Source organism: Streptomyces sp. NPDC045026 (genome assembly GCF_056432625.1).
The window spans coordinates 123,520-149,259 of sequence record NZ_JBWKIS010000018.1; the positions used below are offsets into that span (position 1 = coordinate 123,520).

The following is a 25,740-nucleotide window of genomic DNA, read 5'->3' on the forward strand; positions in this document are numbered from 1 at the left end:
ATGACCACCCTGCAGAGCGTCCCTGCCCTCGGGACGCATCCGGCCGTCGGCTCGACTGCGTCGTTCAAAGCAGCGAGCCGCGCCGAGACCCGGGAGCAGCTCTCCAAGGCGCAGTACGACCTCCTGGTGATCGGCGGCGGAATCCTGGGCATCTCCACCGCCTGGCATGCCGCGCAGTCGGGACTGCGGGTGGCCCTGGTGGACGCCGGTGACTTCGCCGGCGCCACCTCCTCCGCCTCCTCCAAGCTCCTGCACGGCGGTCTGCGCTACCTGCAGACCGGCGCGGTGAAGCTGGTGGCGGAGAACCACTTCGAGCGGCGTGCGGTGTCGCGTCAGGTGGCACCGCACCTCGCCAACCCGCTCACCTTCTACCTGCCCGTCTACAAGGGCGGCCCGCACGGCGCCGCGAAGCTGGGCGCGGGCGTGTTCGCGTACAGCGCCCTGTCGGCGTTCGGTGACGGTGTCGGGCACCTGCTCTCCCCCGCGAAGGCACAGCAGGACGTGCCCGAGCTGCGGACGGAGAACCTCAAGGCCGTGGCCGTGTACGGCGACGACCAGATGAACGACGCGCGCATGGCCCTGATGACGGTCCGCGCGGCCGTCGACTCCGGCGCCGTGGTCCTCAACCACGCCGAGGTCACGGGCCTGCGCTTCACCCGGGGCCGGGTCACGGGCGCGGACCTCAAGGACCGCGTCGACGGCGAGGAGTTCGGCGTGAACGCCCGCCTCGTGCTGAACGCGACCGGGCCCTGGGTCGACCACCTGCGCGCCATGGAGGACCCGAAGGCGGCCCCCTCCATCCGCCTCTCCAAGGGCGCCCACCTCGTCCTCAAGCGCACCTCGCCGTGGAAGGCCGCGCTCGCGACGCCGATCGACAAGTACCGCATCACGTTCGCCCTGCCGTGGGAGGACATGCTGCTCCTCGGCACGACCGACGAGGAGTACGAGGGTGACCCGCGCGACGTGTCGGTCACCGAGAAGGACACCGACCAGATACTCGACGAGGCGGCCTTCTCCGTACGGGACCAGCAGCTGAAGCGGGATCTGATCACGTACTCGTTCGCGGGTCTGCGGGTGCTGCCGGGCGGGCCCGGCGACACGTCCAAGGCCAAGCGCGAGACGGTCGTCACCGAGGGCCGCGGCGGGATGCTGTCCGTCGCCGGCGGCAAGTGGACGACGTTCCGCCACATCGGCCGCACGGTCATGAAGAAGCTGGAGTCGCTGCCGGGCCACCCGCTGGGCGAGGACTTCGAGCCGGTCAAGGAGCTGCCGAAGCGGATGCCGCTGCCGGGTGTCGCCAACCCGCGCGCCGTCGCGCACCGCCTCCTGGTCGACAACCCGGCCCCGGGGCCGCGCATGGCCGCCGACACGGCCAAGCACCTGGCCACGCACTACGGTTCGCTGGCCTTCGACATCGCGCGGATGGCCAACGAGAACCCGGAGCTCGGCCGGCGGGTCCACCCGGACGCCCCGGAGATCTGGGCGCAGGTCGCCTACGCCCGCGACCACGAGTGGGCCGAGACGGCGGACGACGTGCTGCGCCGCCGCACCACGCTGACGATCCGCGGCCTGGCCACGGACGACGTGCGCGCCAAGGTCCAGGACGTGCTCGACAAGAAGTAAGTACCCCTGGACTTCACTGACTTGAGGGGCGGCTGCCACGGGGGGAGCCGCCCCTCTCGCATGCCCCCAATGCGCTGCCACACCGCGTACATACGCCCGCAACGCCCGCGCGCGAGAGTGGGAGCATGAAGTTCCAGGTCCTGTCGATCATCGGCCATGCGCCGCACCCCCTCACCGGTGAACTCCCCTCCGCCGCCGACCGGTTGGCGCAGGTCGTCGATGTCGGTGTCGCGGCGGAGGAGTTCGGCTTCGACGCGTACGCGGTCGGCGAGCGGCACGCGGGGGCGTTCCTTTCGTCGAGCCCGACGGTGATCCTCGGTGCACTGGCCGCCCGTACGTCCCGTATCAAGCTGCTGACCGGCGTGACGGTCGTCGCGATCCTCGATCCGGTGCGGGTCGCCGAGGACTACGCGACTTTGGACCAACTCTCCCGCGGTCGCGTCGAGCTGGTCATCGGCAAGGGCGCCGAAGCCGGCCACTTCGACCTCTTCGGGCTCGACGAGGAGCGGCAGTGGGACCTCCAGAGGGAGAAGTACGAGCTCCTTCGGCGGCTGTGGAGCGAGGAAGGCGTCGACTGGGAAGGAGAGTTCAGGCCCGCCCTGAAGAACGTGACGACGGTGCCGCGCCCGTACGACGGACTGCCGCGCGTCTGGCACGGCTCGGCGACCTCGCTCAACTCCCCCGAGCTGGCGGCCCGGCACGGCGACCCGCTGTTCACGGCCAACGCCATCCAGCCGCGGGCGGCCTACGCGAAGCTCATCGACCACTACCGGGAGCGGTTCGAGGCGTACGGGCACGATCCGGCGCGGGCCCATGTCGCGGCGGGCTCGGGCGGCCTGCTCATCGCGGACTCGCACGAGCGGGCGGTGGCGCGCTTCAAGGAGCTGTACGAGGCGAAGGTCGCACAGTCCTTCAAGCCGCACCTGGCGGGCAGGGCGGGGTACAACACGCCGTTCCGCACGATCGAGGACGCCATCGCGGACGGGCCCCAGCTGATCGGTTCGCCGCAGCAGATCATCGACAAGATCCTCGGCTACCACGAGGTGTACCGGCACGACCTGCAATCGATCACCGTCGACACCTTCGGGCAGGGGACGGGCGAGCAGGTCGAGACGCTCCAGCGGTTCGCCGAGGAGATCGCGCCGGTGATCAGGAGGGAGGCGCCCAGCTCCCTGTGGGAGTGAGCGCCCCCGTTCCGGGAAACCGCACCGTCGCCGGGAAACCGCTTCGTCGCTAAGAAGCCGCTTCGTCCGGGGTGTCCGAGGCGAGGATGGAGTTCTCCAGCTTGCGCAGCAGCCGCGCGAGCTGGCGGCGCTCCGCCGGGGAGAGCTCGCCGAGCATGCGGCGTTCGTTGTCGAGGTGCTCGGTGAAGACCTCGTCGACCTTGGCGAGCCCTTCGTCCGTGAGCCGCGAGTAGACGACCCTGCGGTCGCCGGCGTCGCGCTCCCGGACGATCAGGCCGTCCTTCTCCAGGCGGTCTATGCGCAGCGTGACCCCGGCCGACGAGACGAGCCCCTGGTCGGCGAGCTGCCCCGCGGTCAGGCGGTACGGCTCGCCGGAGCGGCGCAGCGCGGTCAGCACGTCGAACCCGGCGACGGAGAGCCCGTGCCGCTCTATCGACGCGATGAGCTTGGTGTTGTACCGCAGGAACGAGCGGTGCAGCCGGGCGAGGACCTCCAGTGGGGTCGTATCCAGCTCGGGCCGCTCACGCGCCCAGTCCTCGATGACCTCCGCCACGGCATCACGCCGTGCCGCCTTCCGTTCAGTCATCCCCGTCCCCTCGGCCGCTCCCGGGCGGGACGCGATGTCCTACGCCCCTGAAAATCCTACCCCTGAAGGGATCGGGGGGTGGAAGCGCGTCGGGCGAAGAGGCGGATCACGGCGATCGTGACGAGCACGGCCGCGGCCGGGACGGCGGCCTTCCGAAGGAGGACGGGCAGAGCGGCCGCGCCGAGATCCACCGCCTCGGGCTCGCGGGCCGGGGACGAGAGCGCCGCCGCCGGTTCCATGGTGACCGGTTCCCTCAGCAACTCCTCCAGGCGGTCGGCGAATTGCCGCACGATGCGGTCGCCCACCTCGGTCATGATGCCGCGGCCGAACTGGGCGGGGCGGCCGGTGATGTCGAGGTCGGTGCGGACGCGGACGCGAGTGCCGGCCGGGTCGGCGGTGAGCGACGCGGTGACGGTGGCGGACGCGGTGCCCGCGCCCCGGGTCTCGCTGCCGCTGAGGTCGAGGACCATCGAGCGGCCGCTCTCGTCGCGGTTCACGGTGCCCTCGCCGCGGTAGCTCATCTGCACGGCGCCGACCTTCACCTTGACGCGCCCGGTGAACGCGTCGCCGTCGAGGGTGTCGAGCACGGCGCCCGGCATGCAGGGGGCCACACGGCCGAGGTCGAGGAAGAGTTTCCACGCGTCGTCCGGCGCTGCCGGGACGGTGAAGGAGTGGTCGAGTCGCATGGGTGGGTGTCCAATCGTCGGGGTGGAGCGGCGCCGGGTCAGCGGGCGGCCTTGGGCCGGCCGGCCTCGCGAAGCAGGTCGCGTACGCGGCTGGGTGAGAGGGGGCCGCGCCGGACCACCACGCCGAAGGGGCGCAGCGCGTCCTCGACGGCGTTTGCGATGACGGCCTGCGGAGCGATGGCGCCGCCCTCGCCGAGACCCTTGACGCCGAGGTCGTTCATCGGGCTCGGGGAGTGGATCTCGTCGAGGTCGAGGTCGGGTATCTCGGACGAGGTCGGCACCAGGTAGTCCATGTAGGTGCCGGTACGGGGCTGGCCGTCGGGGCCGTAGACCATCTCCTCGTAGAGCGCGCCGCCGATGCCCTGGGCGATACCGCCGGTGACCTGGCCCTCGGCGATCATCGGGTTGACGATGACGCCCGCGTCGTGGACGGCCACGTAGTGCAGGATCTCGGTCTCGCCGGTGTGTTCGTCGACCTCGACGACGACGGCGTGCGCGCCGCTCGAGACGGCGAAGCCGGGCGGGCGGAAGTGCACGGTCTCGCTGAGCTCGGTGCCGTGCCGGCCGTCGGTGGGCTCGGGGGTGCCGGGGAGGGGGGCCCGGCCGGCGAGTTCGGCCAGGGTGAGGGCCGGCTCCTCGGCGGTCTTGGACGTGATGACGCCCTCGCGCAGGTCGAGGCCGTCGGCGGGGACACCGAGCCGGCGGGCCGCGGCCTCGATGATCTTCTCGCGGACGAGGCGGCCGGCCCGGTGCGTGGCGTTGCCCGCGTTGACGAGGGCCCGGCTGGCGATGGTGCCGACACCGAACGGCGTGGCGGAGGTGTCCCCGCCCACCACGTCGACGACGTCGAAGGGCACCCCGATCGCGTCTGCGGCGATCTGCGCCATGGACGTGCGATGTCCCTGCCCCTGGGAAGGCGCGCCGATCGCCAGCTTGACCCGGCCACTGGGCGCGATGTCGATGCGCGCGGTCTCGAACGGGCCGAGTCCGGTCGCCTCGATGTACATCGCGAAGCCGACCCCGACGAGCCTGCCGTCGCGGGCGCCCTCGCGCTGGCGGGCGCGCACCCCTTCGACATCGGCCTTGGCGACGGCGCGCCGCAGCAGCTCGGGGAAGTCCCCGGAGTCGTACGACTGCGGCTTGCCGGAGCGGTCGACGAGGCCCGTCGCGTAGGGCATCTCGTCGGGACCCACGAGGTTGCGGGCCCTCAACTCGGCCGGTTCGAGGCCGAGTTCAGCGGCGAGGCGGTCCATCGCACGCTCCATCGCGAAGACGGTCTCGGGGCGGCCCGCTCCCCGGTAGGGAGTGGCGAAGGTGGTGTTGGTGAGGACGCCGACGACGTCGATGTCCACGTGCGGGACGCGGTAGGGCCCCAGGAGGTGGCACACCGAGTTGTAGGGCACGACCAGGCCGGTCATGTTGTACGCGCCGAAGTTGACGGTGATGCGGTCGCGTACGGCGAGGAGGTGGCCCTGCGCGTCCGCGGCCAGTTCGATGCGGTGGATCTGCTCTCGGGCGTGCGAGGAGGCCGTCAGGTTCTCGTTGCGGTCCTCGCGCCAGAGCACGGGGCGGCCCAGGACGCGGGCCGCGTACGGGACGAGCATCTCCTCGACGTAGAGGATCCCCTTCTGTCCGAAGCCGCCGCCGACGTCGGTGGCGATGACGCGGACGCGTTCCGCGTCGAGGCCGAGCGTGTGCGCCGTGGCCTCCCGCACCCGGTGCGGGGTCTGGGTGTTGGACCAGACGGTCAGCTCGCCGCTGTACGGGTCGACCTGGGCCGAGACCGCGCGGGTCTCGATGGGCGAGGCGACATAGCGGTGGGCCCGGAACTCCTCACTGACGACGGTGTGGGCCGACGCGAACGCCGCGTCGGGGTCACCCACCTTGGTGGCCACGGCGACAGCGGTGTTGTCGTGCAACTCGTCGTGGAGCAGCGGCGCGCCGTCGATCAGCGCGTGGTCGGGGTCGACGAGAACGGGCAGGGGCGCGTAGCGGACGTCGACGAGTTCGAGGGCGTCCTCGGCGAGGTAGCGGTTCTCGGCCAGGACGACCGCGACGGGCTGGCCGACGTAGAGGACCCTGTCCGTGGCGAGGAGCGGCATCGGGGTGATCGCGACGTACGGGTCGAGGAGTTCGGCGAGGCCGGGCGGGGTGCGCAGCTCCTCCCTGTTGAGCATGGCGGGCAGGTGGGCGACGTCGGCGCCGGTCCAGACGGCGACGACCCCGGGGGCGGCGAGCGCGGCGGCGACGTCGACCGACCGGATGCGGGCGTGGGCATGCGGGCTGCGCAGGAAGGCGGCCTCGGCGGCACCGGGCAGGGCGACGTCGTCGACGTAGCGGCCGTTGCCCCGCAGGAGGCGGTCGTCCTCGACGCGCGGAACAGGGCGGCCGGTCCAGGGGCCGCCGTCCGGCGTGGGCTGCTGGGGTCCGTGGGACATATGGGTCACTCCCCCCGCCCGGCGGGGCCGCCGGCGAAGCGCTCGTCCAGCGCCTGGCACACGGCACGGCGGATGTTGCGGTACCCCGTGCAGCGGCACAGGTGTCCGCTGAGGGCGTCGGCGACATCAGCCGCGTCGGGCCGCTCGAGCTGTTCGGTCAGTGCGGTCGCCGTCATCACGAATCCGGGGGTGCAGAAGCCGCACTGCATGCCGTGGCACTCGTGGAACGCCCGCTGTACGGGGGTGAGCGGGGCGTCACCGGGAGCGAGGCCCTCGACCGTGCGCAGCTCGGCGCCCGTGCACTGCACGGCCAGGGTCAGGCAGGAGCGGGCCGGCTCCCCGTCGACGAGGACGGTGCAGGCACCGCAGACGCCGTGCTCGCAGCCGACGTGGGTGCCGGTGAGGCGCAACCGGTCCCGCAGGAAGTCGCTGAGCAGCAGCCGGGACTCCACCTGGGCGGTCACGGGCGCGCCGTTGACGGTGAGGCGGATCTCGTGCCAGCCGGAGGGTTCGGCGAGCGGCGGCGGGGCGGCGTGAGTGGCCGTCGCCGGGTCGGGGGTGGCGAGGTCGGTGGTCATGAGCAGCGCTCCCAGGCGAGGGTGCAGGCACGGACGAGGAGATGGGCGGCGGCCTCGCGGCGGTAGGCGGCCGTGGCGTGGACGTCGTCGGCGGGTGTGAGCCCGGCGAGCGCGGCGGACGCGGCCGCGTCGAGGGCCGCCGCCCCCGCGTCGGTCCCGGTCAGCGCCTCCTCGACGGCGGGCAGGCGGACGGGGACGGGGCCCGCGCCGCAGAAGACCGCGCGGGCGGCTGCGACCGTGCGTCGGTCCGGCGCCCGGCGCAGGGTGACCGCGACGCCGACGGTGGCGAAGTCGCCGTGTCTGCGGGCGAGTTCCTCGAAAGCCCAGCCGTCACCGGCCCGCGGCGGCAGGACGACCTCGGTGAGGAGCTCGTCCGGTGCCACGGCGGTCTGGAAAGTGGCCACGAAGAAGTCGGCGGCGCCGACGGTACGGGTGCCGCCGGGTCCGGCGATCACGAAGCGGGCGTCGAGGGCGAGCGCTGCGGTCGGCAGTTCGGCGGCGGGGTCGTGGTGCGCGAGGCTGCCGCAGACCGTGCCGCGGTGGCGGATCTGCGGGTGCCCGATGCGCCGGATCGCCGCCGCGAGCAGGGGCCACCCGTCGTGCACCGCGGGGTCGTCCGCGGCCCGGGACTGGCGGACGGCGGCGCCGATGCGCAGGGCGCCCGACGCGTCGACGTAGAGGCGGTCGAGGCCGGGGACCCGCGTGATGTCGACGAGCAGTCCCGGGCGGGCGAGGCGCATGCTGAGCATGGGGATCAGGGACTGGCCGCCGGCCAGGACCTTGGCCTCCCGCTCCTCGTCGGCGAGGAGTGCGAGCACCTCGGCGACGCTGCCTGGAGCGCTGTAGTCAAAGGGTGTCGGTTTCAACCGGCTTCCACCAGGCCTCTCGGGTCGACGCATCTATCTAATGCCTAAAATGATTTACACTAAAGTTTCTTCTTGGCAAGAGGGTGCAGCCGATTCGATGTGCTCGAGGTGAGCGACATGCGACACGTGATCGACCAGGCAGCCGCGTGGCAGGCCTCCACGACCCGCTTCGCGATGGCGACGGTCGTCCACACCTGGGGCTCCGCCCCGCACGCCGCGGGCACCTCGATGCTGGTCGCCGAGGACGGCCGCGTCGTCGGCAGCGTCTCCGGCGGCTGTGTGGAGGCTGCGGTGTGCGCGGTCGCGGAGGACGTCCTCGCCGGTGCGGAGCCCGCCCGCGAGACGTACGGGGTCAGCGATGACGACGCCTTCTCGGTGGGTCTGACCTGCGGCGGAACCATAGAGGTGCTGATACGCGAGGTCACCGGCGACGCACCGCTCGCCCGGGTGGCCGCCGACCTCGCGGCCCATGTCCCGGTGGCGCTGGTGACGCCGACGGAGGGCGGGCCGGGAAGCCTCGCCGCCGGTGCGTCCGGGGTGAGCGGGACGCTGGGCGACGCACGGCTCGACCGGGCCGCGGCTCAGGCGGCCGAAGCGCTGCTCGCCCGCGGCACGAGCGGCCTCGTACGCGTCGGCGAGCCGGGCTCGGACCCGTCGTGCGCGCCCGAGCGGGAACTGTTCGTGCAGGCCTTCGGGGTGCCGCCGCACCTCCTGGTGTGCGGGGCGGTCGAGTTCGCGCGCCCCCTCGTACGGATCGGAGCGCTGCTCGGACACCGGGTGACCGTGTGCGACGCCCGCCCGGCCTTCGCGACGGCCGCCCGCTTCCCCGACGCGCACGAGGTCGTCGTGGACTGGCCGGACCGCTGGTTCGCGGCCCACCAGGACCAGGTGGACGCGGCCACCGCCGTGTGCGTGCTGACCCATGACGCCCGGTTCGACGTGCCCGTCCTCGAACTGGCGCTGCGCAGCCGGGCCGGGTACGTGGGCGCCATGGGCAGCCGGCGCACCCACGAGGACCGGCTGGCACGGCTGCGGGCCGCCGGACTCGGCGAGGCCGAACTCGCTCGACTGCGCTCTCCGATCGGCCTCGATCTCGGCGGGCGCGGGCCGGAGGAGACGGCCGTGTCCATCGCGGCGGAGCTCATCGCGGTGCGGCGGGGCGGCAGCGGGCGGGCGCTGAGCGGCCTCGCGGGGCCGGTGCACGCGTCGTGAGCCATTTTTGGACGGGCGTTTTTGAACGGCCGTTCCGGTCGTGCCCCGCGAGGGCGCTCCGGACAGGCACGTCGGCAGTGGCGCGCGACGGCGACGGCGACGACCCGGGTGGTCGCCCGCCACGACCGGCCCGAACACCCCATTCTGAACACTCGTTTAATCTGAGGCACGTGGACGCAGAGCACAGCACCCCGGACCGGACCACCCCCCAGCCCCGTCGCGGCCGCTCCCACGACCCCGAGGGGCGGCGCAGCGCCGTGCTGGAGGCGGCCCGTCGGCTTTTCGCGGCCCAGGGCTACAAGGGGGTCGGCATCCGGGCCATCGCCGCCGAGGCGGGCGTCACCCCCGGCCTGGTCATGGCGTACTTCGGCTCGAAGGACGGACTGTTCCGCGAGGTGGTCGGCGGCGGGACCGGGGTCACCGAGGGTGTGCTCGACGACCCCTCGGTCGGCCGGGAGGAGCTGCCGCACGCGCTCGCCCACGACTATCTCGACCGCTGGGACCGGCTCCCCGCGCACGACCCCTGGCCGGCGCTGATCCGCTCGGGGCTCAGCCATCCCCCCAGCGCCGAGCTGCTGTCCACGATCCTCGACCGGCAGGTGAGCGAGCCCCTGCGGCGGCTGCTCGGCGACTGCGACGGGGCGGACGCGCGGATCGCCATGATCCGCAGCATCCTCTTCGGCGTGATCATGGAGCGCTATCTGTTCGCCCACGAACCGGCCACGTCGGTGCCGACGGACACCCTGGAGCCCGTCCTCGCGGACGTCCTGACAGCGGCGCTGAGCGGGCGGATCCCGGAGCGGCGGGCCCCGGAACCGGATCCCGCGGCAGCCCCCCGCCCGCCTGTGCGCGAGGCCCCCGGCGCGTCCGGCCCCGCCGTGTTCGCCGCGCTCAACGCCTGTACCGCGCACTACCGGACCCTGATCGGCCGCGTCGTGAAGCGGCACGGCATCAGCCTGGCCGCCTTCGAAGTGCTGTCCGCGCTGCACGCGACGAGCGCCCCGTACCGGCGCACGATGGGCGAGATCGCCGCGGCCGGCGCGGTCAGCGCGGGCGGTGTCACCCAGCAGGCCGACCGCCTCGTGCAGGCCGGCCTCATCGAACGCGAACGTGACGGCCAGGACCGCCGCATCGTCCATCTCCGCCTCACCCCGGCCGGGGCCGACCTGGTCGGCCGGGTGGCCGAGGAGCGCCGCGCACACGAACGGGAGCTGCTCGCGGGGCTGGTGCCGGGCGAACAGCGGCAACTCGCGGCGCTGCTGGACGGCTTGGGACGGTCGATGACGGAGGGACAGGGCTGAGCCCGCACGACGGACCAGGGCTGAGCCCGCACGACGGACCAGGGCTGAGCCCGCACGACGGACCAGGGCTGAGCCCGCACGGCGGGTACGCGAACGGCGCCGGTCTCCTCGCACCCCCCGCGCGACAGACCGACGCCGAACACCCGCCCCTCCCTCAGGAGTTGAGCTCCTCCAGCGTCTTCCCCTTCGTCTCCACCGCGAACAGCGCGATCACCGCACCCACCGCGGCCACCCCGGCGAGCTGGGCGAAGACGAGCGTCAGGCTGCCGCCCCCACCGATGATCGCGCCGACCGTGATGGGGCCCAGGATGACGCCGAGGCGGTTCCACAGACCGCCGAACGCGGCGCCCTTGGCGCGGTTGCGCGTCGGGTACAGCTCGGGCGAGTAGAGGTAGAGCCCCGCGTTGATGGCATACACGAAGAACGTCGTGCAGGAGGCGAAGATCGCGACCTGGCTGCCCGATGTCACGCCGACCAGGGCGAGCGTCGCGAGGGTAAAGGTGGTGCCGCCGAGTGCGGCCACGAGGGCGGGGCGCCGGCCCACGCGGTCGATGACGAGGGCGATGGCGAGGGTGCCGAGGAGTCCCGTCACATTGCTGAGCAGCGTGTAGACGAGCGCGGTGGTCAGGTCGAGCCCGAAGTTCTTGGTGTAGAGCGACGGCAGCCAGGTGGAGATGCCGTGGTTGACGTAGTACGCGACGAACCAGAGCCCGGAGACCACGGTCGTGCGGCGCAGGTAGCGGCCGGTGAACAGCTCGCGCAGGCGGCCGCGGGACGTCTCCTCCGTGCGGTCCGCGGCCGGTTGCGGCAGGGGCTCCCCCGTGGCGGCGGCGACCTCCGCCTCGATCCGCGCGATGGCCTGCTCGGCCTCCTCGGTGCGGCCCTGGGAGAGCAGCCAGCGGGGCGACTCGGCGACGTGCTTGGGCAGGGCGGCGGCGAGCAGGACGGGCAGGGCGCCGATCACGAACATCGCGCGCCAGCCGAGGTTCGGCACCACCCACACGGCGATGAGGGTGGCGGCGGCCAGACCTGCCGGGAAGATCATCTCGTAGATCAGGACGAAGCGGCCGCGCTTGTCGGAGCGGGCGATCTCGTTGATGTACGTGGCCGCCACGGGGACGACCCCGCCGATGCCGAGGCCCTGGACGAAGCGGAAGAGCGAGAAGAGCTCGATGCCGTTCGAGAAAGCCACGGCGAGGCTCCCGAGGGCGGTGACGGCGACGCCGAGGGCCACCGTCCGCACCCGCCCGATCCGGTCGCCCAGCCACCCGGCGACGAGGGCGCCCAGGAGCATGCCCACGGAGCCGGTGGTGACCGCGAAGGTGGCCTGGCCCGTACTCAGGTGCCAGTCCTTGATCAGGACGGGCAGCGCGGACGCGGCAAGGAGCTGGTCGAACGCCTCGAAGAACGTCACGGCACCGATCAGGAACCGGACCTTCACGTGCCAGCGGGATTGCGGGAGTCGTTCGAGCCGGGCGGCTACGGAGCCAAGGCCTTGCTTGCCGGCCACAGTCGTCATGAGGGGTCCTTCCGCGAACACGCGAACAGAGGAGTTGCGCAGACACTAGGAGGAGTTATCTAAGCGGTCAATGATTAATGACTTAGATACATCGGAAGTGACCTCACCGTCACCCTCACGTAACCAGCCTCGGGCAGCGCTCGCGACAACTTCGCCGAGGGGTCTTGCGAGAAATTATTTAAGCCCTTAGATTTCTAGCACTTCAGCGCTTAGGCATCACCGCGCTGCACGTTCACCCCCTCCCTTCCCCCTCCCCCTGCACCCGTAGGCCGTCGACCCTGGAGGTCCCGCCCGTGCCTCACCACCCCACCGACATCCTGATCGCGGGCCAGTGGCGACGCGGCGCGGGCGCGCCGGTCGAGACCGTCGATCCGGCGACCGGAGCGGTGCTCGCCACCGTCCACTGCGCGTCCGCCGAAGAGGTCGACGAGGCCGCGCAGGCCGCCGCGCTCGCCGTGGCGGACCCGGCCTGGCGCGACCTCCTCCCCCACCAGCGGGCCCGACTCCTCTACCGCATCGCGGAGTTGACCGAGAAGGCCGCCGACGAGCTCGCGGCCCTCCAGACCGCCGACACCGGCAAGACCCTCACCGAGACGAAGGCCCTCGCGCTCAGCGCCGCCGGCACCTTCCGGTACATGGCGGCGGCCCTGGAGACGGCCGAGGAGACCCTCACCCCGCCCCGCGGCCCGTACGTGACGATGAGCGTGTACGAGCCGATCGGTGTCGTCGGCGCGATCAACCCCTGGAACTCGCCGGTCGCCAGCGACGCGCAGAAGATCGCGCCCGCCCTCGCCGCCGGAAACGCCGTCCTGCTCAAGCCCGCCGCCTGGACCCCCCTGGTCTCCCTCGCGCTCGGCCGCCTCATCCACCAGGCACTCGGCGAACTCGGCCTGCCCGCCGCCCTGTTGTCGGTCCTTCCCGGCAGCGGCCGGGTCGTCGGGGACGCGATCGTGCACCACCCCCTGGTGACCAGGATCGGATTCACCGGCGGTACCGAGACCGGCCGGTCCATCGCGGCGGTGGCGGCCTCGAAGCTGATCCCCGCCTCGCTCGAACTGGGCGGCAAGTCGCCGACGATCGTGCGCGCGGACGCGGACGTCGAACAGGCCCTGGCGGGCGTGATGTTCGGGATCTTCTCGTCCAGCGGCCAGTCCTGCATCGCCGGTTCGCGGCTCTTCGTCGCACGCGAGATCTACGACGGCTTCGTCGGCAAGCTCGTCGAGCGGGTGAGCAAGTTGCGCGTCGGTCCCGGCACGGACCCCGGCACCCAGGTCGGGCCGCTGGTCCACCACCGGCACCGGGACTCGGTCGCCGCCTATGTCGATCTGGCCCGCTCCGAGGGCGCCCGGGTGCTGTGCGGCGGCCGGGCGCCCGAGGGCGACACGTACCGGGACGGCGCGTACTACCTGCCCACCGTCCTCGACGGGCTCCCCAACACCTCACGGACCTGCCAGGAGGAGATCTTCGGCCCCGTCCTGGTCGCCCTGCCCTACGACGACGAGGACGACCTGGTCCGCCAGGCCAACGACTCCGTCTACGGGCTCGCCTGTGGGATCTGGACCCGCGACCACCGGGCCGCGTGGCGCCTGGCCCGCCGGATCGAGGCGGGGACGGTCTGGATCAACACGTACAAGCAGTTCAGCGCGTCCACCCCGTTCAGCGGGATGAAGGACAGCGGTCTCGGTACGGAGAAGGGCCGCGACGCCATCCGCGCCTACCAGCGCCAGAAGTCCCTGTACTGGGGCACTTCGGACGCACCTCTGCCCTGGGCCGGCTGACCGCGCCCCTGCTCTGGGCCAACTGACCGCGCCCCGTCGTCTGGAGACACTCATGCCCCACCCATCACCAGGACCCGTCGCTCGCCTGCGCTCCCTGCGCTACGTCGAGCTGCTCACCCCCGCCTTCACCGAGGCCGCCGACTTCTACGAGGAGGTCTGGGGCCTGCGGACCGTCGAGGCGGAGCGCGGCGCGGCGGCCTGGCTGCGCGGCACCGGCGAGGAGCACCACGTCCTGCACCTCACCCGCGCGGACCGCACGGGGCTCGGCCGGCTCGCGTTCGCCGTCGCCACGCCCGCCGAGGTCGACGAAGCGGCCCGGCGCCTGGAGGCCCGCGGGATCACCCCCGTCTTCGGCCCCGGACCGCTCGACCAGGTGGGCGGCGGCTACGGCCTGCGCTTCACCGACCCCGAGCAGCGGCTCGTGGAGATCAGCGCGCAGGTGGAGGCGGTCGCGCCGCGCGGCAGGGACGCCGCCGTCCCCGTCGGCGTCACGCACGCCGTCCTGAACACCGCCGACATCGACGCCTCCGTCGCGTTCTACTGCGACGTCCTCGGACTGCGCGTCTCCGACTGGTCCGAGCACCAGATGGCGTTCCTGCGCTGCAACGCCGACCACCACTGCATCGCGTTCAACCAGGCCGAGTGGGCTTCCCTCAACCACGTGGCGTACGAGATGAGTTCGGTCGACCACTTCATGCGCGGGCTCGGCCGGCTCAAGCACCACGGCATCGACCCGCAGTGGGGTCCTGGCCGCCACGGTCCCGGTAACAACACCTTCTCCTACTTCACCGACCCGTCCGGCCTCGTGTGCGAGTACACGTCGGAGGTCGCGCAGATCGTCGAGGACGCCTGGATCGCACGGGTGTGGCGGCGCGTGCCCGAGCTGTCCGACCTGTGGGGCACGGCGGGCCCGCCGTCGAAGGAGATCCGCTGTCACATGGCCGGCGCCCCGGACCCCGGCCCACTCGCATCTGTCTCCCAGGAGGTCCCCGCATGAGCACGGTACGCAAGGTGGGCCTCGTCGGCTGGGGCGCGATCGGCCGCGTCGTCGGCACCGCGCTCGCCGAACAGCAGGTCCCCGGCGCCGAGTTGGCGTGCATCATCGACAACCGCCCCCTCGGCGACACGGCGCCCGCGCCCCAGCGGACCTTCGACGAGGCCCTGGAGTGCTGCGACCTCATCGTCGAGGTGGCCGGGCAGGGTGTCGTACGGGAGTGGGGTGAGCGGGTCCTCGCCTCCGGCACCGATCTGCTCGTCGCGTCGACCGGGGCGCTGACCGACGACGAGCTGGCCAAGCGGCTGCTCGCGGCGGGGCCCGGCCGGGTGTACTTCACCGGCGGCGCGGTCGGCGGGCTCGACCTCCTCCAGGCGGTGCGCTCCCTCGGCCCCCTCGACGAGGTGCGGCTCACCACCACCAAGCTGCCGTCCACCCTCGAACAGCCCTGGATGGACGAGGAGTTGCTGGACCGGCTGCGGACGGCGACCGGCCCCGTCGAGGTCATGTCCGGCACGGCGCGCGACATCCCCGTGAAGTTCCCCAAGTCGACGAACGTGGCCGCCTCGGTCGCCCTCGCCGTCGGTGACCTGGACGCTGTGCGGGTCCGGGTCGTCGCCGACCCCGGCGCCCGCCACACGCGGCACGTCGTCGAGGCGTCCGGCGCGCACGGCGCGTACCGCTTCGACGTCGCGCACCTGCCGGACCCGGGCAACCCCGCCACCAGCCAGGTCGTGCCGTACGCGGTCCTGCGCAGCCTGGCGGCGCTGGCCGGGCGGACGGGCCAGATCCTGTGAGCGCCGTCCATAGCGCCGTCCATGTCGAGGAGGCGGGCGACCACGGGCCCCTGCTGCTGTGCCTGCACGGCATCGGCTCCTCGTCGGCGGCGTTCGCCCCGCAGCTCGCAGAGCTGTCCGCGTACGCCCGGGTCGTGGCCTGGGACGCGCCCGGCTACGCCAAGTCACCGGATCCGGAAGGGCCGTTGGACCTGGACGGGTTCGTGGACGCGGCGGCAGAGGTCATCCGGGAGCGCGGCGGACGCGCGCACGTTCTCGGTGTCTCCTGGGGCGGGGTGATCGCGCTGCGGCTCGCCGCCCGCCACCCGGACCTGGTCGAGTCCCTCGTCGTCGCCGACTCCAGCGCGGGCTCCGGCACGGACCCCGCCAAGGCCGAGGGCATGCGGGCGCGGGCCGCCGAACTGGCCGAGCTCGGGCCGCGCGCCTTCGCCGAGAAGCGCGGACCGCGGCTCGTGTCCGGCAGGGCGCCCGAGGAACTCGTCCAGCGCGTCGTCGACACCATGGCCGGGTCCGTGCGGCTGCCCGGCTACGCCTACGCCGCCGAGTCCATGGCCTCGGCCGACCTGCGGCCGGAACTGCCCGGGATCGCCGCGCCCACGCTCGTCCTGTGCGGCGACCAGGACCAGGTCACCGGCGTCGAGGCCTCTCAGGTCCTCGCCGGCGCCCTCCACAAGACCGCCTACGTGATCGTCAAGGACGCCGGTCACCTGGCCAACCAGGAACAGCCCGCGCGCTTCGACGCGTGGGTCCTGTCCCACCTCCGCATCACCGCCCGCATCCCCGAGTAGGAGTCCCCGCCATGCCTCTGACCACCACCGACTACGACAACGGCAGCGACCTCGGCAAGTACACCGACTCGCTCATAGCCACCAAGGAGTCCCGCGTCGCGGACTTCAACACGCTCTCCTTCCAGGAGAAGGCGGGCCCGCAGTACCGCCGCGGCCAGATCCGCTACGTCGGCTCCGGCGCCACCGGCAACCACGAGAACGACTCGCGGATCCTCCCGTCCGGCGGCTTCACCTTCTCCAACATGCTGCTGCCGCCCGGCGCCGAGGGCCCGGAGCACACCCACCACGACGTCGAGGAGGCCTTCTTCGTCCTGGAGGGCCAGGTCCGCGTGGGCATCCACCGCGGCGCCGACGAGGTCGAGTACCGCACCCTCGGCTACCGCGACATGATCGTCGTCCCGGCGGGCGTGGCCCGGTCCCTGAAGAACGAGGGCGACACCGACGCCCTGTTCTGCGTCGTCATCGGCACACAGAAGCCGCAGGTCCCGACGTACCCGGAGCACTCGCCGATGCACGGTGTCACCCGTGACTGACCCCTCAGGGGGCGCCGGCACCGTCGTCGTCACCGGGGCGGGCCGTGGCCTGGGACTGGCCATGGCCCGCCGGGCCGCCGAGGACGGCTTCCGCGTCGTGGTCGCCGAGCTCGACACCGAGCGCGGGACCCGCGCGGCCGAGGAGCTGCGCGGCGACGGGCTCGACGCCCACTTCGTGCACTGCGACGTGGCCGACCCCGACTCGGTGGACGAACTCGCCGACCGGGTGAGGGACTTGGGGCCGCTGTACGGCCTGGTCAACAACGCGGCTCTCGCCAACGGCGTCGGCGGCAAGGAGTTCCAGGACATCGACGTCGAGGTGTGGGACCGCCTGATGACGGTCAACGCCCGCAGCCCCTGGCTGGTGTCGAAGGCCCTGTACCCGCTCTTCGGCTCACCGGGCCGGATCGTGAACGTCGCCTCGGACGCCGCGCTCTACGGCTCCCCCCGCCTCGCCCACTACATCGCCTCGAAGGGCGCGGTCATCGCGCTGACCCGGGCGATGGCCAGGGAACTCGGCGACAAGGGCGTCACCGTCAACGCGGTCGCGCCCGGCCTCACCGAGTGCGAGGCGACCGAGACCGTGCCCGAGGAACGGCACGAGCTGTACCGCTCGGGCCGGGCCATCTCGCGGCCGCAGGAGCCCGGCGACCTCATCGGTCTCGTCGCCTTCCTGCTCGGCGAGGAATCCCGCTATCTCACCGGACAAGTGATCGCCGTCAACGGCGGCTTCACGATGAACTGACCCACAGGAGTGCAGAGTTATGGATCTGGGCCTCGCCGACCGGACCGTCCTGGTCACCGGCGGCAGCTCGGGCGTCGGCCTGGCCACGGTCCGCGCCCTTCTGGACGAGGGCGCGCGCGTCGCGACCTGCGGCCGTGACGCCGACCGCCTCGCGAAGGCGGCGGCGCGCCTGGGCAGCGACCGTCTCCTGACCGGCGTCTGCGACGTGCGGGACGCGACGGCCGTACGGGACTTCGTCCGGCATGCCGCCGACACCTTCGGGGGCCTCGACGGGCTCGTCAACAACGCGGGCCAGTCCCGCATGAAGAGCCTCGACGAGTCGACCGCCGAGGACTGGCGCGACGAGCTGGAGCTGAAGTTCTCCGGCGTCCTCAACCCGCTGCACGCCGCGCGCACCCACCTCGCCGCATCCGAAGCCGCGTCCGTCGTGAACGTCAACGCGGTCCTCGCCAAGCAGCCCGAGACCCGCCTGATCACGACGAGCGCCGCCCGCGCCGGCATCCTCAACCTCTCCAAGTCCCTGGCCACCGAGCTCGCCCCCGAGGGGATCCGCGTCAACTCGGTCTGCCTCGGCCTCGTCGACACGGGCCAGTGGACCCGCCGGCACGCCGCCGCGGAGTCCGGGCTCTCCTACGAGGACTGGCAGGCGGAGCTCGCCGCCGACCGCGGGATCGCGCTCGGGCGGCTCGGGCGGGCCGAGGAAGTCGCGTACGCGATCGTCGCGCTGCTCTCGCCGCGCGCCTCGTACATCACCGGAACCAGCATCGACGTCTGCGGCGGAGTCGGCCGCTCCATCCTCTGAGGAGACCACCATGCGTTACGACACCGGAGGCGATCTCCTCGTCGCCGTCCTGCGGGAACTGGGCATCGACACGGTCTTCGGGATCGTCAGCGTGCACAACCTGCCGCTCGTCGAGGCCGTGGACCGTGAACTGCGGTTCGTGCCCGTGCGCCACGAGGCGTCCGCCGTCAACGCGGCCGACGCCTACGGCCGGGCCCGCGGCACGCTCGGCTGCGCCCTGACCTCGACCGGGACGGGCGCGGGCAACGCGGCCGGCTCGCTGGTCGAGTCGCTGGCGTCCGGCACCTCCGTCCTGCACATCACCGGGCAGGTCGAGTCGGAGTTCCTGGGCAGCGGCCGCGGCTTCATCCACGAGACCAAGGACCAGCTGGGCATGCTGACGGCGGTCTCCAAGTACGCCGCGACCGTGCCGTCCGCCGACGCGGCGGGCCGCATCCTGCGCGAGGCGGCCCGCGCGGCGCTGACCGCGCCGGGTGGCCCCGCGAGCGTGGAGTGGCCGGTCGACCTCCAGTACGCGGCCCAGACCGACATCGCGGTCGAGGAGTTCACGGAGGCCGCCGCGCCCACCCCTGGCGATGACGAACTCGCTGCCGCGGGCGCCCTGCTGGCCTCGGCCGAGCGCCCCGTGATCTGGGCCGGTGGCGGCGCGACCCGTGCCCGTACCCAGCTCGCGGACCTGCTCGCCGCGACCGGCGCGGGGCTCCTGACGTCCAACTCCGGGCGCGGCGCCGTCCCCGAGGACCACCCGCAGGTCGTCGGCAACTTCGCGACGACGCCGGCCGGGCGCTCCCTGCTCGCCGACGCCGACGTGCTGCTCACGATCGGCACCCACTTCCGGTCCAACGAGACCGCCGACTACGGCCTCGAACTCCCCGCCGCCCACATCCAGATCGACCTGGACGCGGACGCCCTCGGCCGCGTGTACCCCGCCCGGCACGCGCTGCACGGCGACGCCGCCGACGTACTGGAGCGGCTGCTCCCGTACGCGAAGCCCGCCGAGCCGGGCTGGACGGCGCGGGTCACCGCTGTCCGCGACGACGTGCGCGCGACCCTGCACGACAACATCGGCCCGCAGGCCGCCATCTGCGACGCGATCCGGGCCGCGCTCCCCCGCGAGGCCGTCGTCGCCCGCGACGTCACCATCCCGTCGAGCAGCTGGGGCAACCGGCTCCTCGACATGTACGACCCGCGGGACAACGTCTTCCCGCGCGGCGGCGGCATCGGGCAGGGCCTCGGCATGGGCATCGGTGCCGCGCTGGCGAGGCCCGACGCGCCCACGGTCGTCATCGCCGGTGACGGCGGGCTCGCCGTGCACCTGGGCGAACTGCTCACCCTCGCCCAGGAGCGCCCGCGCCTGACCCTCGTCGTGTTCAACGACGGAGGCTACGGCGTCCTGCGCAACATGCAGGACCGGCACAGCGACCGCCGCTCCGGCGTCGACCTGGCCACGCCCGACTTCGAACTCCTCGCACGCGCCTGCGGGTTGCCGTATCTGCGGATCGCCGCCGCCGAGCACGCCGAGCCCGTCATCGCCGAGGCCGTCGCCTCCGAGGGGCCGACGCTCGTCGAGGTCGACCTCGCGGCGCTCGGCCCGATGAAGAACCCGTTCACCCCGCCCGTGAAGATCCCCACCGCGTAGGGAGGCCCCGCAGCCATGACCGCAACCGACGAGACCCTCCTGGACCTCCTCGTACACCGCATGACCTGGGAGGCCGACGGCGTCCTGTCCGTCGAACTGACCCACCCGGACGGCAAGCCCCTGCCCGCGTGGGAGCCCGGCGCGCACCTCGACGTCCACGTGGGCGGGCAGGTCCGCCAGTACAGCCTGTGCTCGGACCCGCGCACCCCGACGTCGTACCGCATCGGCGTCCTCAATGAACCGTCGTCACGCGGGGGTTCGCGCCATGTGCACACGAAGCTGCGCCCCGGCGGGCGGGTCACGGTGTCGGCGCCGCGCAACCACTTCGCGCTTCAGGACGCGCCGGGCTACGTCTTCGTCGCGGGCGGCATCGGTGTGACGCCGATCCTCGCGATGGCCCGCGAGGCCGCACGCCGGGGTGCCGCCTGGCGCATGGTGTACGGCGGGCGCAGCCGCGCGTCGATGGCGTTCGTCGACGAACTCGCCGCGCTCGGCGGTGATCTGACGGTGGTGCCGCAGGACGAGCAGGGCCACATCGACCTCGCGTCCACTCTCGCCGGGCTGCCGGACGGGACGCTCGTCTACTGCTGCGGGCCCGAGCCGCTGCTCGCCGCCATCGAGGCCCTCTGCCCGGCGGACCGGCTGCGCGTCGAGCGGTTCGCGGCCCCGGTCGTGGAGCGCTCCGCGGACGACGAGGGCTTCGAGGTCGAGTGCCGCACCTCCGGACTCACCCTCACGGTCGGCGCCGAGACGTCGATCCTGGAGGCGGCGGAGGCGGCCGGCCTGGACGTGGCCAGCTCCTGCCGCGACGGAATCTGCGGGTCCTGCGAGACCCGGGTGCTCGACGGCACGCCCGACCACCGCGACTTCCTGCTCTCCGATGCCGAGCGGGCCGCGGGCGCCTCGATGATGATCTGCGTCTCGCGCTGCGCCTCCGGCCGCCTGGCCCTCGACCTGTAACCCTTTTCCTGGAGGCACGTGTGACCACCACCTGGCCGTACCTGGACGTCCACCAGTCCCGTACGCACGAACCCACCCCCTACGAGTACAAGCTGGCCGCCACCATCGAAGAGGTATTCACCAAGGAGGGCCACGAACTCGCCGATGTCATCCGCGGGCTGAATGTCCGTCAGGTCCACGCCCCCGACGGCGCCCCGTGGACCGAGGACTCGTTCCGCGCCGAGATGAACCGACTGGGAGCGTGACCCTGATGACCGCCACCACAGCCACCACAGCCGGTTCGGCAGCTTCCACCGCCGACCACATCTACGCGACGGGCCTGCGCAATCAGTGGCACCCCGTCGTGCCGTCCTCGTTCGTCGCGCCCGGCGCCATGCGCAAGGTGACCGCGCTCGGCGAGCAGTGGCTCCTGTTCCGCCGCTCCGACGGCACCCTGTCCATGCTCGCGGACCGCTGCCCGCACCGCGGTGCGCCCCTGTCGCTCGGCAAGCACCTCGGCGACCGGGTGGCGTGCTGGTACCACGGCGTCGAGGTCGAGGGCGACGGCACCGTCTCCTCTGTGCCCGGCCTGCCCGGCTGCAGCCTGGAGGGCAAGAAGCTCGTCAGGTCGCTTCCCGTGCGCGAGGTCAACGGCGCGGTCCTCGCCTACTTCGGCGACGAACAGCACCCGGAACCGGCCGAGTTGACGCTCCCCGAGCCGCTCACCGACCCCGGCACCGACGCGATCCTGTGCTATGCGGAGTGGGACGTGCCGTGGCGCTACGCCGTCGAGAACCTCCTCGACCCGATGCACGGCGCCTTCCTGCACCACGACTCGCACACCATGTTCGACGGTGACACGACGGCCAAGTTCCGCATCCGCGAGACCGACCGGGGCTACTTCTTCGAGAAGACCGACCAGCGGGGCGTCAACTTCGACTGGGTCGAGCTGTGTCACACCGGCGTCGACTGGGTCGACCTGTCGATCCCGTACCCGCCGTCGGCAGGCCCCGGCGGCCCGTTCGGGATCGTCGGCATGGTCTGCCCGGTCGACGAGGAGCGCTGCGGTGTCTTCTTCTGGCGTTACCGCAAGGTCGAGGGCTGGCAGCGCGACACCTGGCGCTTCCTGTACAAGACCCTCATCGAGAAGCGCCACTGGGAGGTGCTCGAACAGGACCGCGTGATGCTGGAGGCCATGCCGGCGGACGCCGACCAGCGCGAGAACCTCTACCAGCACGACCTGGGTGTGGTGCGCCTGCGCCGCATGTACCGGGCGGCCGCCACGGGGCAGGCGTCTGCATGAGTTCGAGAGCCCGCTGGGCCGGCGTCCTCAGCCTCCTGGTCATCGTCCTGATCAGCTACGTGGACCGGGTGAACGTCTCCGTCCTCATCACCGACGAGGCGTTCACCGACCACTTCGGCATCACCGGTGACCGGGTGGCTCAGGGCGCCCTGTCGACCGTCTTCCTCGTGGGGTACGGCATCGCGGCCTTCTTCCTCACCCCGTTCTACGAGACGACGCTCGGGGTGCGGCGCGGCCTGTTCGTGAGCGTGGCCCTGTGGTCGGTGATGACGCTGCTGTCGCCGTACGCCCTGGGCGCGCTCACGCTCACCGTCCTGCGTGCCCTGCTGGGCGCGGCCGAGGGGCCGCTGTTCTCGCTCAAGACGATGTACGTGCGCGAGCACTTCCCGCCGCACGAGGCGGGACGGCCGAACGCGGTCAGCTCGATGGGGGTGTCCCTGGGCACGGCCGCGGGCCTCCCCCTGATCACGTATCTCGTCTACCACTTCGACTGGCATACGTCGTTCCTCGCCCTGGCCGCGCTCAACGCGGTGATCGGCCTACCGCTGATAGCCCTGTTCGTCCGTGGCCGGGGTGTGGCGGGGGCCCGCCGGTCCGGGTTCGGTGCCACCCTCAAGGGCGCCCTGAGCATGCCGCGCCTGGCGCCGATCCTGCTCATCGAGATCGCCACGCTCGCCTATCTGTGGGGTTCGAGCGCCTGGCTGCCGTCGTATCTGATCCAGGAGCGGCACTTCTCCCTGGCCGCCATGGGCGCCGTGTCGTCGCTGCCGTTCCTGATGTCGCTGGTGTCCGGGTTCCTCGGCGGGCTGCTGCTCGACCGGCTGCCGCGGCGGCTGCTCGCGCTGCCGTTCGTCGTCGGCTCGGCCGGCACGGCGGTCTGTGTCCTCCTCGTCGCCGGGGCGGACAGCGACGGGGCGGCGGCGACGGGCCTGATCCTCGCGGGCGCGTTCTGGGGCCTGCAGGGCCCGGCGATCCCCACGCTGGTCCAGCACTGCGCGCCGGCCCGTTTCGTGGGCAGCGCGTACGGGGTGGTCAACGGGGTCGGCAACCTGGTCTCGGCGTTCATGCCGATGCTGATGGGCGTGGCCATCGCGGCGAGCGGCGGGCACGGCTTCGGCGCCGGGTTCACGCTGCTGGCCGGGGCGCAGTTGATCACGCTGGTGTGCGGGGCCTGGCTGCTCGCGCGGCCGGTTCAAGGTCCGTCGGGCGCAGGTGCGCAGTCCTCGACAGAGTGCTCCGACTTGGAGCACAGCCAGGCGAGTTGAGGCCGCCCGGCCGGGGAGATCCCGGCCGGGCATGCGTCGTTCGTCGTCCGGGTGTTCCGTTCCCGCACCCGCACGATCAGGTCGTGGTTGCGGGACTCCGCCCCGCCCACCGCATCCCTGCACACATAATGGGCCGATACATCGGAGGTATCGGCGCTCCAGACGGTGGCGCTCCGACCGAGGACAGGGAGGCCGCCATGGCCGTCACCGACGAGGCCATCGAGAAGATCAAAGGCATGATCGTCTCCGGCGCGCTGCGCCCCGGCGACCGGCTCCCGAAGGAGAGCGAACTCGCGGCCGACCTCGGCCTGTCCCGCAACTCCCTGCGCGAGGCCGTCCGCGCGCTGTCCCTCATCCGCATCCTCGACGTGCGGCAGGGCGACGGTACGTACGTCACGAGCCTCGACCCCCAACTCCTGCTCGAAGCCCTGAGTTTCGTCGTCGACTTCCACCGCGACGACACCGTCCTCGAATTCCTCGCGGTGCGCCGCATCCTGGAGCCGGCCGCGACCGCGATGGCCGCGAGCCGGATCGACGAGGCGCGGCTCGACGCACTCGCCGCCCAGCTGGACGCGCTCGGCTCCGCGCCCTCGGTGGAGGAACTCGTCGCCTCCGACCTGGAGTTCCACCGCGGCATCGTGCAGAGCTCGGGCAATTCGGTCCTGTGCTCGCTCCTCGACGGCCTGTCGGGCCCGACGACCCGGGCCCGCGTCTGGCGCGGCCTGACGCAGGAGGACGCGGTCAGCCGGACCCTGCACGAGCACCGGGCGATCCTGGCGGCGCTGCGCGACGGCGACGCCGAGGCGGCGCGGTCGTGGGCGACGGTGCACATCGCGAGCGTGGAGCAGTGGCTGCGCTCGACGCTCTGACACGGGTTCCGCTACGGGCGTGACCGGGGAGTGCGAGGGCGGATCGCGGGGCAGTGATCCGGTCACTCCCCCGTTCAAGGGGGCTGCGGATGGCCCCCGCGCACGCCGTAAGGTGGGCAGGTACGCGATGGGGGTCCCCCCGGGCCATCAGGGCACTGGGGGAACGTCGGAAGGAGGCGCTGGGTGATCGAGCTCGAGGGGGTTCCCGAGCTGGTCGACCCGGTCATGGTGGCCGCGTTCGAAGGCTGGAACGATGCCGGGGACGCCGCCTCCGCCGCGGTCGCGCATCTCGACAAGGAGTGGAAGGGCGAGGTGTTCGCGGCGCTCGACGCCGAGGACTACTACGACTTCCAGGTCAACCGGCCGACGGTGTGGCTCGACGGCGGCGTGCGCAAGATCACCTGGCCGACGACCCGGCTCTCCGTGGTCCGGGTCGGCGGCGACAAGCCGCGCGATCTGGTCCTGGTCCGGGGCATCGAGCCGTCGATGCGGTGGCGTTCGTTCTGCAACGAGCTGCTCGGTTTCGCGCACGAGCTGGGGGTCGAGCTGGTCGTCATCCTGGGCGCGCTGCTCGGCGACACCCCGCACACGCGGCCCGTGCCGGTCAGCGGCGTCACGTCCGACCCGGATCTGGCACGATCCATGGACCTGGAGGAGACCAAGTACGAGGGTCCGACGGGCATCGTCGGCATCCTCCAGGAGGCCTGCACGCACGCGGGCGTCCCCGCGGTCTCCCTGTGGGCGGCGGTGCCGCACTACGTGTCGCAGCCGCCGAACCCGAAGGCGACGCTGGCGCTGCTCAACCGCCTCGAGGACCTCATCGACCTGCGCATTCCGCTGGGTGAGCTGGCCGAGGACTCCCGGGCGTGGCAGCTGGGCGTGGACCAGCTGGCGGCGGAGGACAGCGAGGTCGCCGAGTACGTGCAGTCGCTGGAGGAGGCCCGGGACACCGCGGACCTTCCGGAGGCGTCCGGCGAGGCGATCGCCCGCGAGTTCGAGCGCTATCTGCGGCGCAGGGACGGCGGCGGCCCTCCGGGCGGTCCGGCCGGCCATGCGACGGACGGCGGGGACTCGGCGCCGTACCTGCGGGACACCCCGAGCGAGCGCACCCGTCCGCCGCGACCCCAGCAGCGCCCCGATCCGGGCACGGAAGCCCCCGGCGGGACGGGTGACACGGACGCGTCCCCGGAGTCCGGGGAGTCCGGGAAGTCCGGGGACGATTCCTCGGAGGACTCGCCGGAGTAGGGCGAAGACGGCTGAGCAGGGGCGGTGCACACGCGATGTGCACCGCCCCT

The 25,740-nt window shown here is 72.5% G+C and carries 24 protein-coding genes; 18 read left to right on the forward strand and 6 right to left on the reverse strand.

The genetic code is table 11. From position 1 onward, the window contains the following. Together AC07EJ_RS30865 and AC07EJ_RS30870 are read left to right on the forward strand one after the other, a co-directional pair. On the forward strand, nt 1-1,623 hold the full coding sequence (locus tag AC07EJ_RS30865; protein ID WP_389483528.1) for a glycerol-3-phosphate dehydrogenase/oxidase: 1,623 nt from the start codon (nt 1-3) through the stop codon (nt 1,621-1,623). Nucleotides 1,624-1,748: 125 nt separating this feature from the next. After that, nucleotides 1,749-2,807, forward strand: coding sequence for an LLM class flavin-dependent oxidoreductase (locus tag AC07EJ_RS30870; protein ID WP_389483530.1), 1,059 nt, complete (start codon nt 1,749-1,751; stop codon nt 2,805-2,807). A 49-nt stretch (nt 2,808-2,856) separates the two neighbouring features. Here the strand turns inward: AC07EJ_RS30870 and AC07EJ_RS30875 are convergent, their stop codons facing one another. From AC07EJ_RS30875 to AC07EJ_RS30895, 5 genes are read right to left on the reverse strand one after another with little or no spacing between them, the layout of a single operon-like run. Beyond that, entirely contained in the window at nt 2,857-3,393 is a 537-nt protein-coding gene (locus AC07EJ_RS30875; protein WP_100599042.1) for a MarR family winged helix-turn-helix transcriptional regulator, read from the reverse strand. Between the two features lie 56 nt (nt 3,394-3,449). Further along, the gene (locus AC07EJ_RS30880; RefSeq protein ID WP_389483533.1) at nt 3,450-4,079 is read right to left on the reverse strand and encodes an SRPBCC family protein; all 630 of its coding nucleotides are present in this window, start codon (nt 4,077-4,079) and stop codon (nt 3,450-3,452) included. Nucleotides 4,080-4,117: 38 nt separating this feature from the next. Further along, entirely contained in the window at nt 4,118-6,517 is a 2,400-nt protein-coding gene (locus tag AC07EJ_RS30885; protein ID WP_478885498.1) for a xanthine dehydrogenase family protein molybdopterin-binding subunit, read from the reverse strand. A gap of 5 nt (nt 6,518-6,522) precedes the next feature. Further along, a complete protein-coding gene (locus tag AC07EJ_RS30890) occupies nt 6,523-7,095 on the reverse strand; it encodes a (2Fe-2S)-binding protein (protein WP_389483537.1) in 573 nt (190 codons plus the stop codon). After that, entirely contained in the window at nt 7,092-7,961 is an 870-nt protein-coding gene (locus AC07EJ_RS30895; RefSeq protein WP_389483539.1) for an FAD binding domain-containing protein, read from the reverse strand. The genes AC07EJ_RS30890 and AC07EJ_RS30895 overlap by 4 nt, the downstream gene beginning before the upstream one ends. Before the next feature lie 117 nt (nt 7,962-8,078). Between AC07EJ_RS30895 and AC07EJ_RS30900 the strand changes: the two genes are divergently transcribed. Next, the gene (locus tag AC07EJ_RS30900) at nt 8,079-9,173 is read left to right on the forward strand and encodes an XdhC family protein (RefSeq protein WP_478885499.1); all 1,095 of its coding nucleotides are present in this window, start codon (nt 8,079-8,081) and stop codon (nt 9,171-9,173) included. Nucleotides 9,174-9,343: 170 nt separating this feature from the next. Then, nucleotides 9,344-10,474, forward strand: coding sequence for a TetR/AcrR family transcriptional regulator (locus tag AC07EJ_RS30905; protein ID WP_478885500.1), 1,131 nt, complete (start codon nt 9,344-9,346; stop codon nt 10,472-10,474). 154 nt (nt 10,475-10,628) lie between these two features. Here the strand turns inward: AC07EJ_RS30905 and AC07EJ_RS30910 are convergent, their stop codons facing one another. Next, on the reverse strand, nt 10,629-11,993 hold the full coding sequence (locus AC07EJ_RS30910) for an MFS transporter (protein ID WP_478885501.1): 1,365 nt from the start codon (nt 11,991-11,993) through the stop codon (nt 10,629-10,631). A 293-nt stretch (nt 11,994-12,286) separates the two neighbouring features. Here AC07EJ_RS30910 and AC07EJ_RS30915 point away from each other — a divergent pair, with 293 nt between their 5' ends. From AC07EJ_RS30915 to AC07EJ_RS30980, 14 genes are all read left to right on the forward strand, one after another. Next, on the forward strand, nt 12,287-13,771 hold the full coding sequence (locus tag AC07EJ_RS30915; protein ID WP_478885502.1) for an aldehyde dehydrogenase: 1,485 nt from the start codon (nt 12,287-12,289) through the stop codon (nt 13,769-13,771). A 52-nt stretch (nt 13,772-13,823) separates the two neighbouring features. Next, the gene (locus tag AC07EJ_RS30920) at nt 13,824-14,768 is read left to right on the forward strand and encodes a VOC family protein (protein ID WP_389483552.1); all 945 of its coding nucleotides are present in this window, start codon (nt 13,824-13,826) and stop codon (nt 14,766-14,768) included. Beyond that, complete coding sequence (locus AC07EJ_RS30925) at nt 14,765-15,562, forward strand: aspartate dehydrogenase domain-containing protein (protein ID WP_478885503.1); 798 nt, start codon at nt 14,765-14,767, stop codon at nt 15,560-15,562. Before AC07EJ_RS30920 ends, AC07EJ_RS30925 begins: the two co-directional genes overlap by 4 nt. Further along, nucleotides 15,559-16,350: an alpha/beta fold hydrolase gene (locus AC07EJ_RS30930; protein ID WP_478885504.1), complete on the forward strand. Its 792-nt coding sequence runs from the start codon at nt 15,559-15,561 to the stop codon at nt 16,348-16,350. Before AC07EJ_RS30925 ends, AC07EJ_RS30930 begins: the two co-directional genes overlap by 4 nt. An 11-nt stretch (nt 16,351-16,361) precedes the next feature. Next, nucleotides 16,362-16,883 (forward strand): cupin domain-containing protein, encoded by a 522-nt coding sequence (locus tag AC07EJ_RS30935; protein WP_100599053.1) that lies wholly within the window; start codon nt 16,362-16,364, stop codon nt 16,881-16,883. Continuing rightward, nucleotides 16,876-17,628: an SDR family oxidoreductase gene (locus AC07EJ_RS30940; RefSeq protein WP_478885505.1), complete on the forward strand. Its 753-nt coding sequence runs from the start codon at nt 16,876-16,878 to the stop codon at nt 17,626-17,628. Before AC07EJ_RS30935 ends, AC07EJ_RS30940 begins: the two co-directional genes overlap by 8 nt. Nucleotides 17,629-17,647: 19 nt before the next feature. Continuing rightward, entirely contained in the window at nt 17,648-18,430 is a 783-nt protein-coding gene (locus tag AC07EJ_RS30945) for an SDR family oxidoreductase (protein WP_393585549.1), read from the forward strand. Nucleotides 18,431-18,440: 10 nt separating this feature from the next. Further along, nucleotides 18,441-20,069: a thiamine pyrophosphate-binding protein gene (locus AC07EJ_RS30950; protein WP_389483568.1), complete on the forward strand. Its 1,629-nt coding sequence runs from the start codon at nt 18,441-18,443 to the stop codon at nt 20,067-20,069. A 15-nt stretch (nt 20,070-20,084) separates the two neighbouring features. Further along, on the forward strand, nt 20,085-21,029 hold the full coding sequence (locus tag AC07EJ_RS30955) for a PDR/VanB family oxidoreductase (RefSeq protein ID WP_389483571.1): 945 nt from the start codon (nt 20,085-20,087) through the stop codon (nt 21,027-21,029). Between the two features lie 20 nt (nt 21,030-21,049). Then, a complete protein-coding gene (locus AC07EJ_RS30960; protein WP_389483574.1) occupies nt 21,050-21,274 on the forward strand; it encodes a recombinase-like helix-turn-helix domain-containing protein in 225 nt (74 codons plus the stop codon). A gap of 5 nt (nt 21,275-21,279) precedes the next feature. Beyond that, the gene (locus AC07EJ_RS30965) at nt 21,280-22,311 is read left to right on the forward strand and encodes a Rieske 2Fe-2S domain-containing protein (RefSeq protein WP_478885506.1); all 1,032 of its coding nucleotides are present in this window, start codon (nt 21,280-21,282) and stop codon (nt 22,309-22,311) included. Continuing rightward, a complete protein-coding gene (locus AC07EJ_RS30970) occupies nt 22,308-23,576 on the forward strand; it encodes an MFS transporter (protein WP_478885507.1) in 1,269 nt (422 codons plus the stop codon). The genes AC07EJ_RS30965 and AC07EJ_RS30970 overlap by 4 nt, the downstream gene beginning before the upstream one ends. 197 nt (nt 23,577-23,773) lie before the next feature. Beyond that, nucleotides 23,774-24,445, forward strand: a complete 672-nt coding sequence (locus AC07EJ_RS30975; protein WP_389483582.1) for a FadR/GntR family transcriptional regulator — start codon at nt 23,774-23,776, stop codon at nt 24,443-24,445. Between the two features lie 183 nt (nt 24,446-24,628). Then, nucleotides 24,629-25,690: a PAC2 family protein gene (locus tag AC07EJ_RS30980; RefSeq protein WP_393585556.1), complete on the forward strand. Its 1,062-nt coding sequence runs from the start codon at nt 24,629-24,631 to the stop codon at nt 25,688-25,690. The last annotated feature ends 50 nt before the right edge of the window (nt 25,691-25,740 follow it).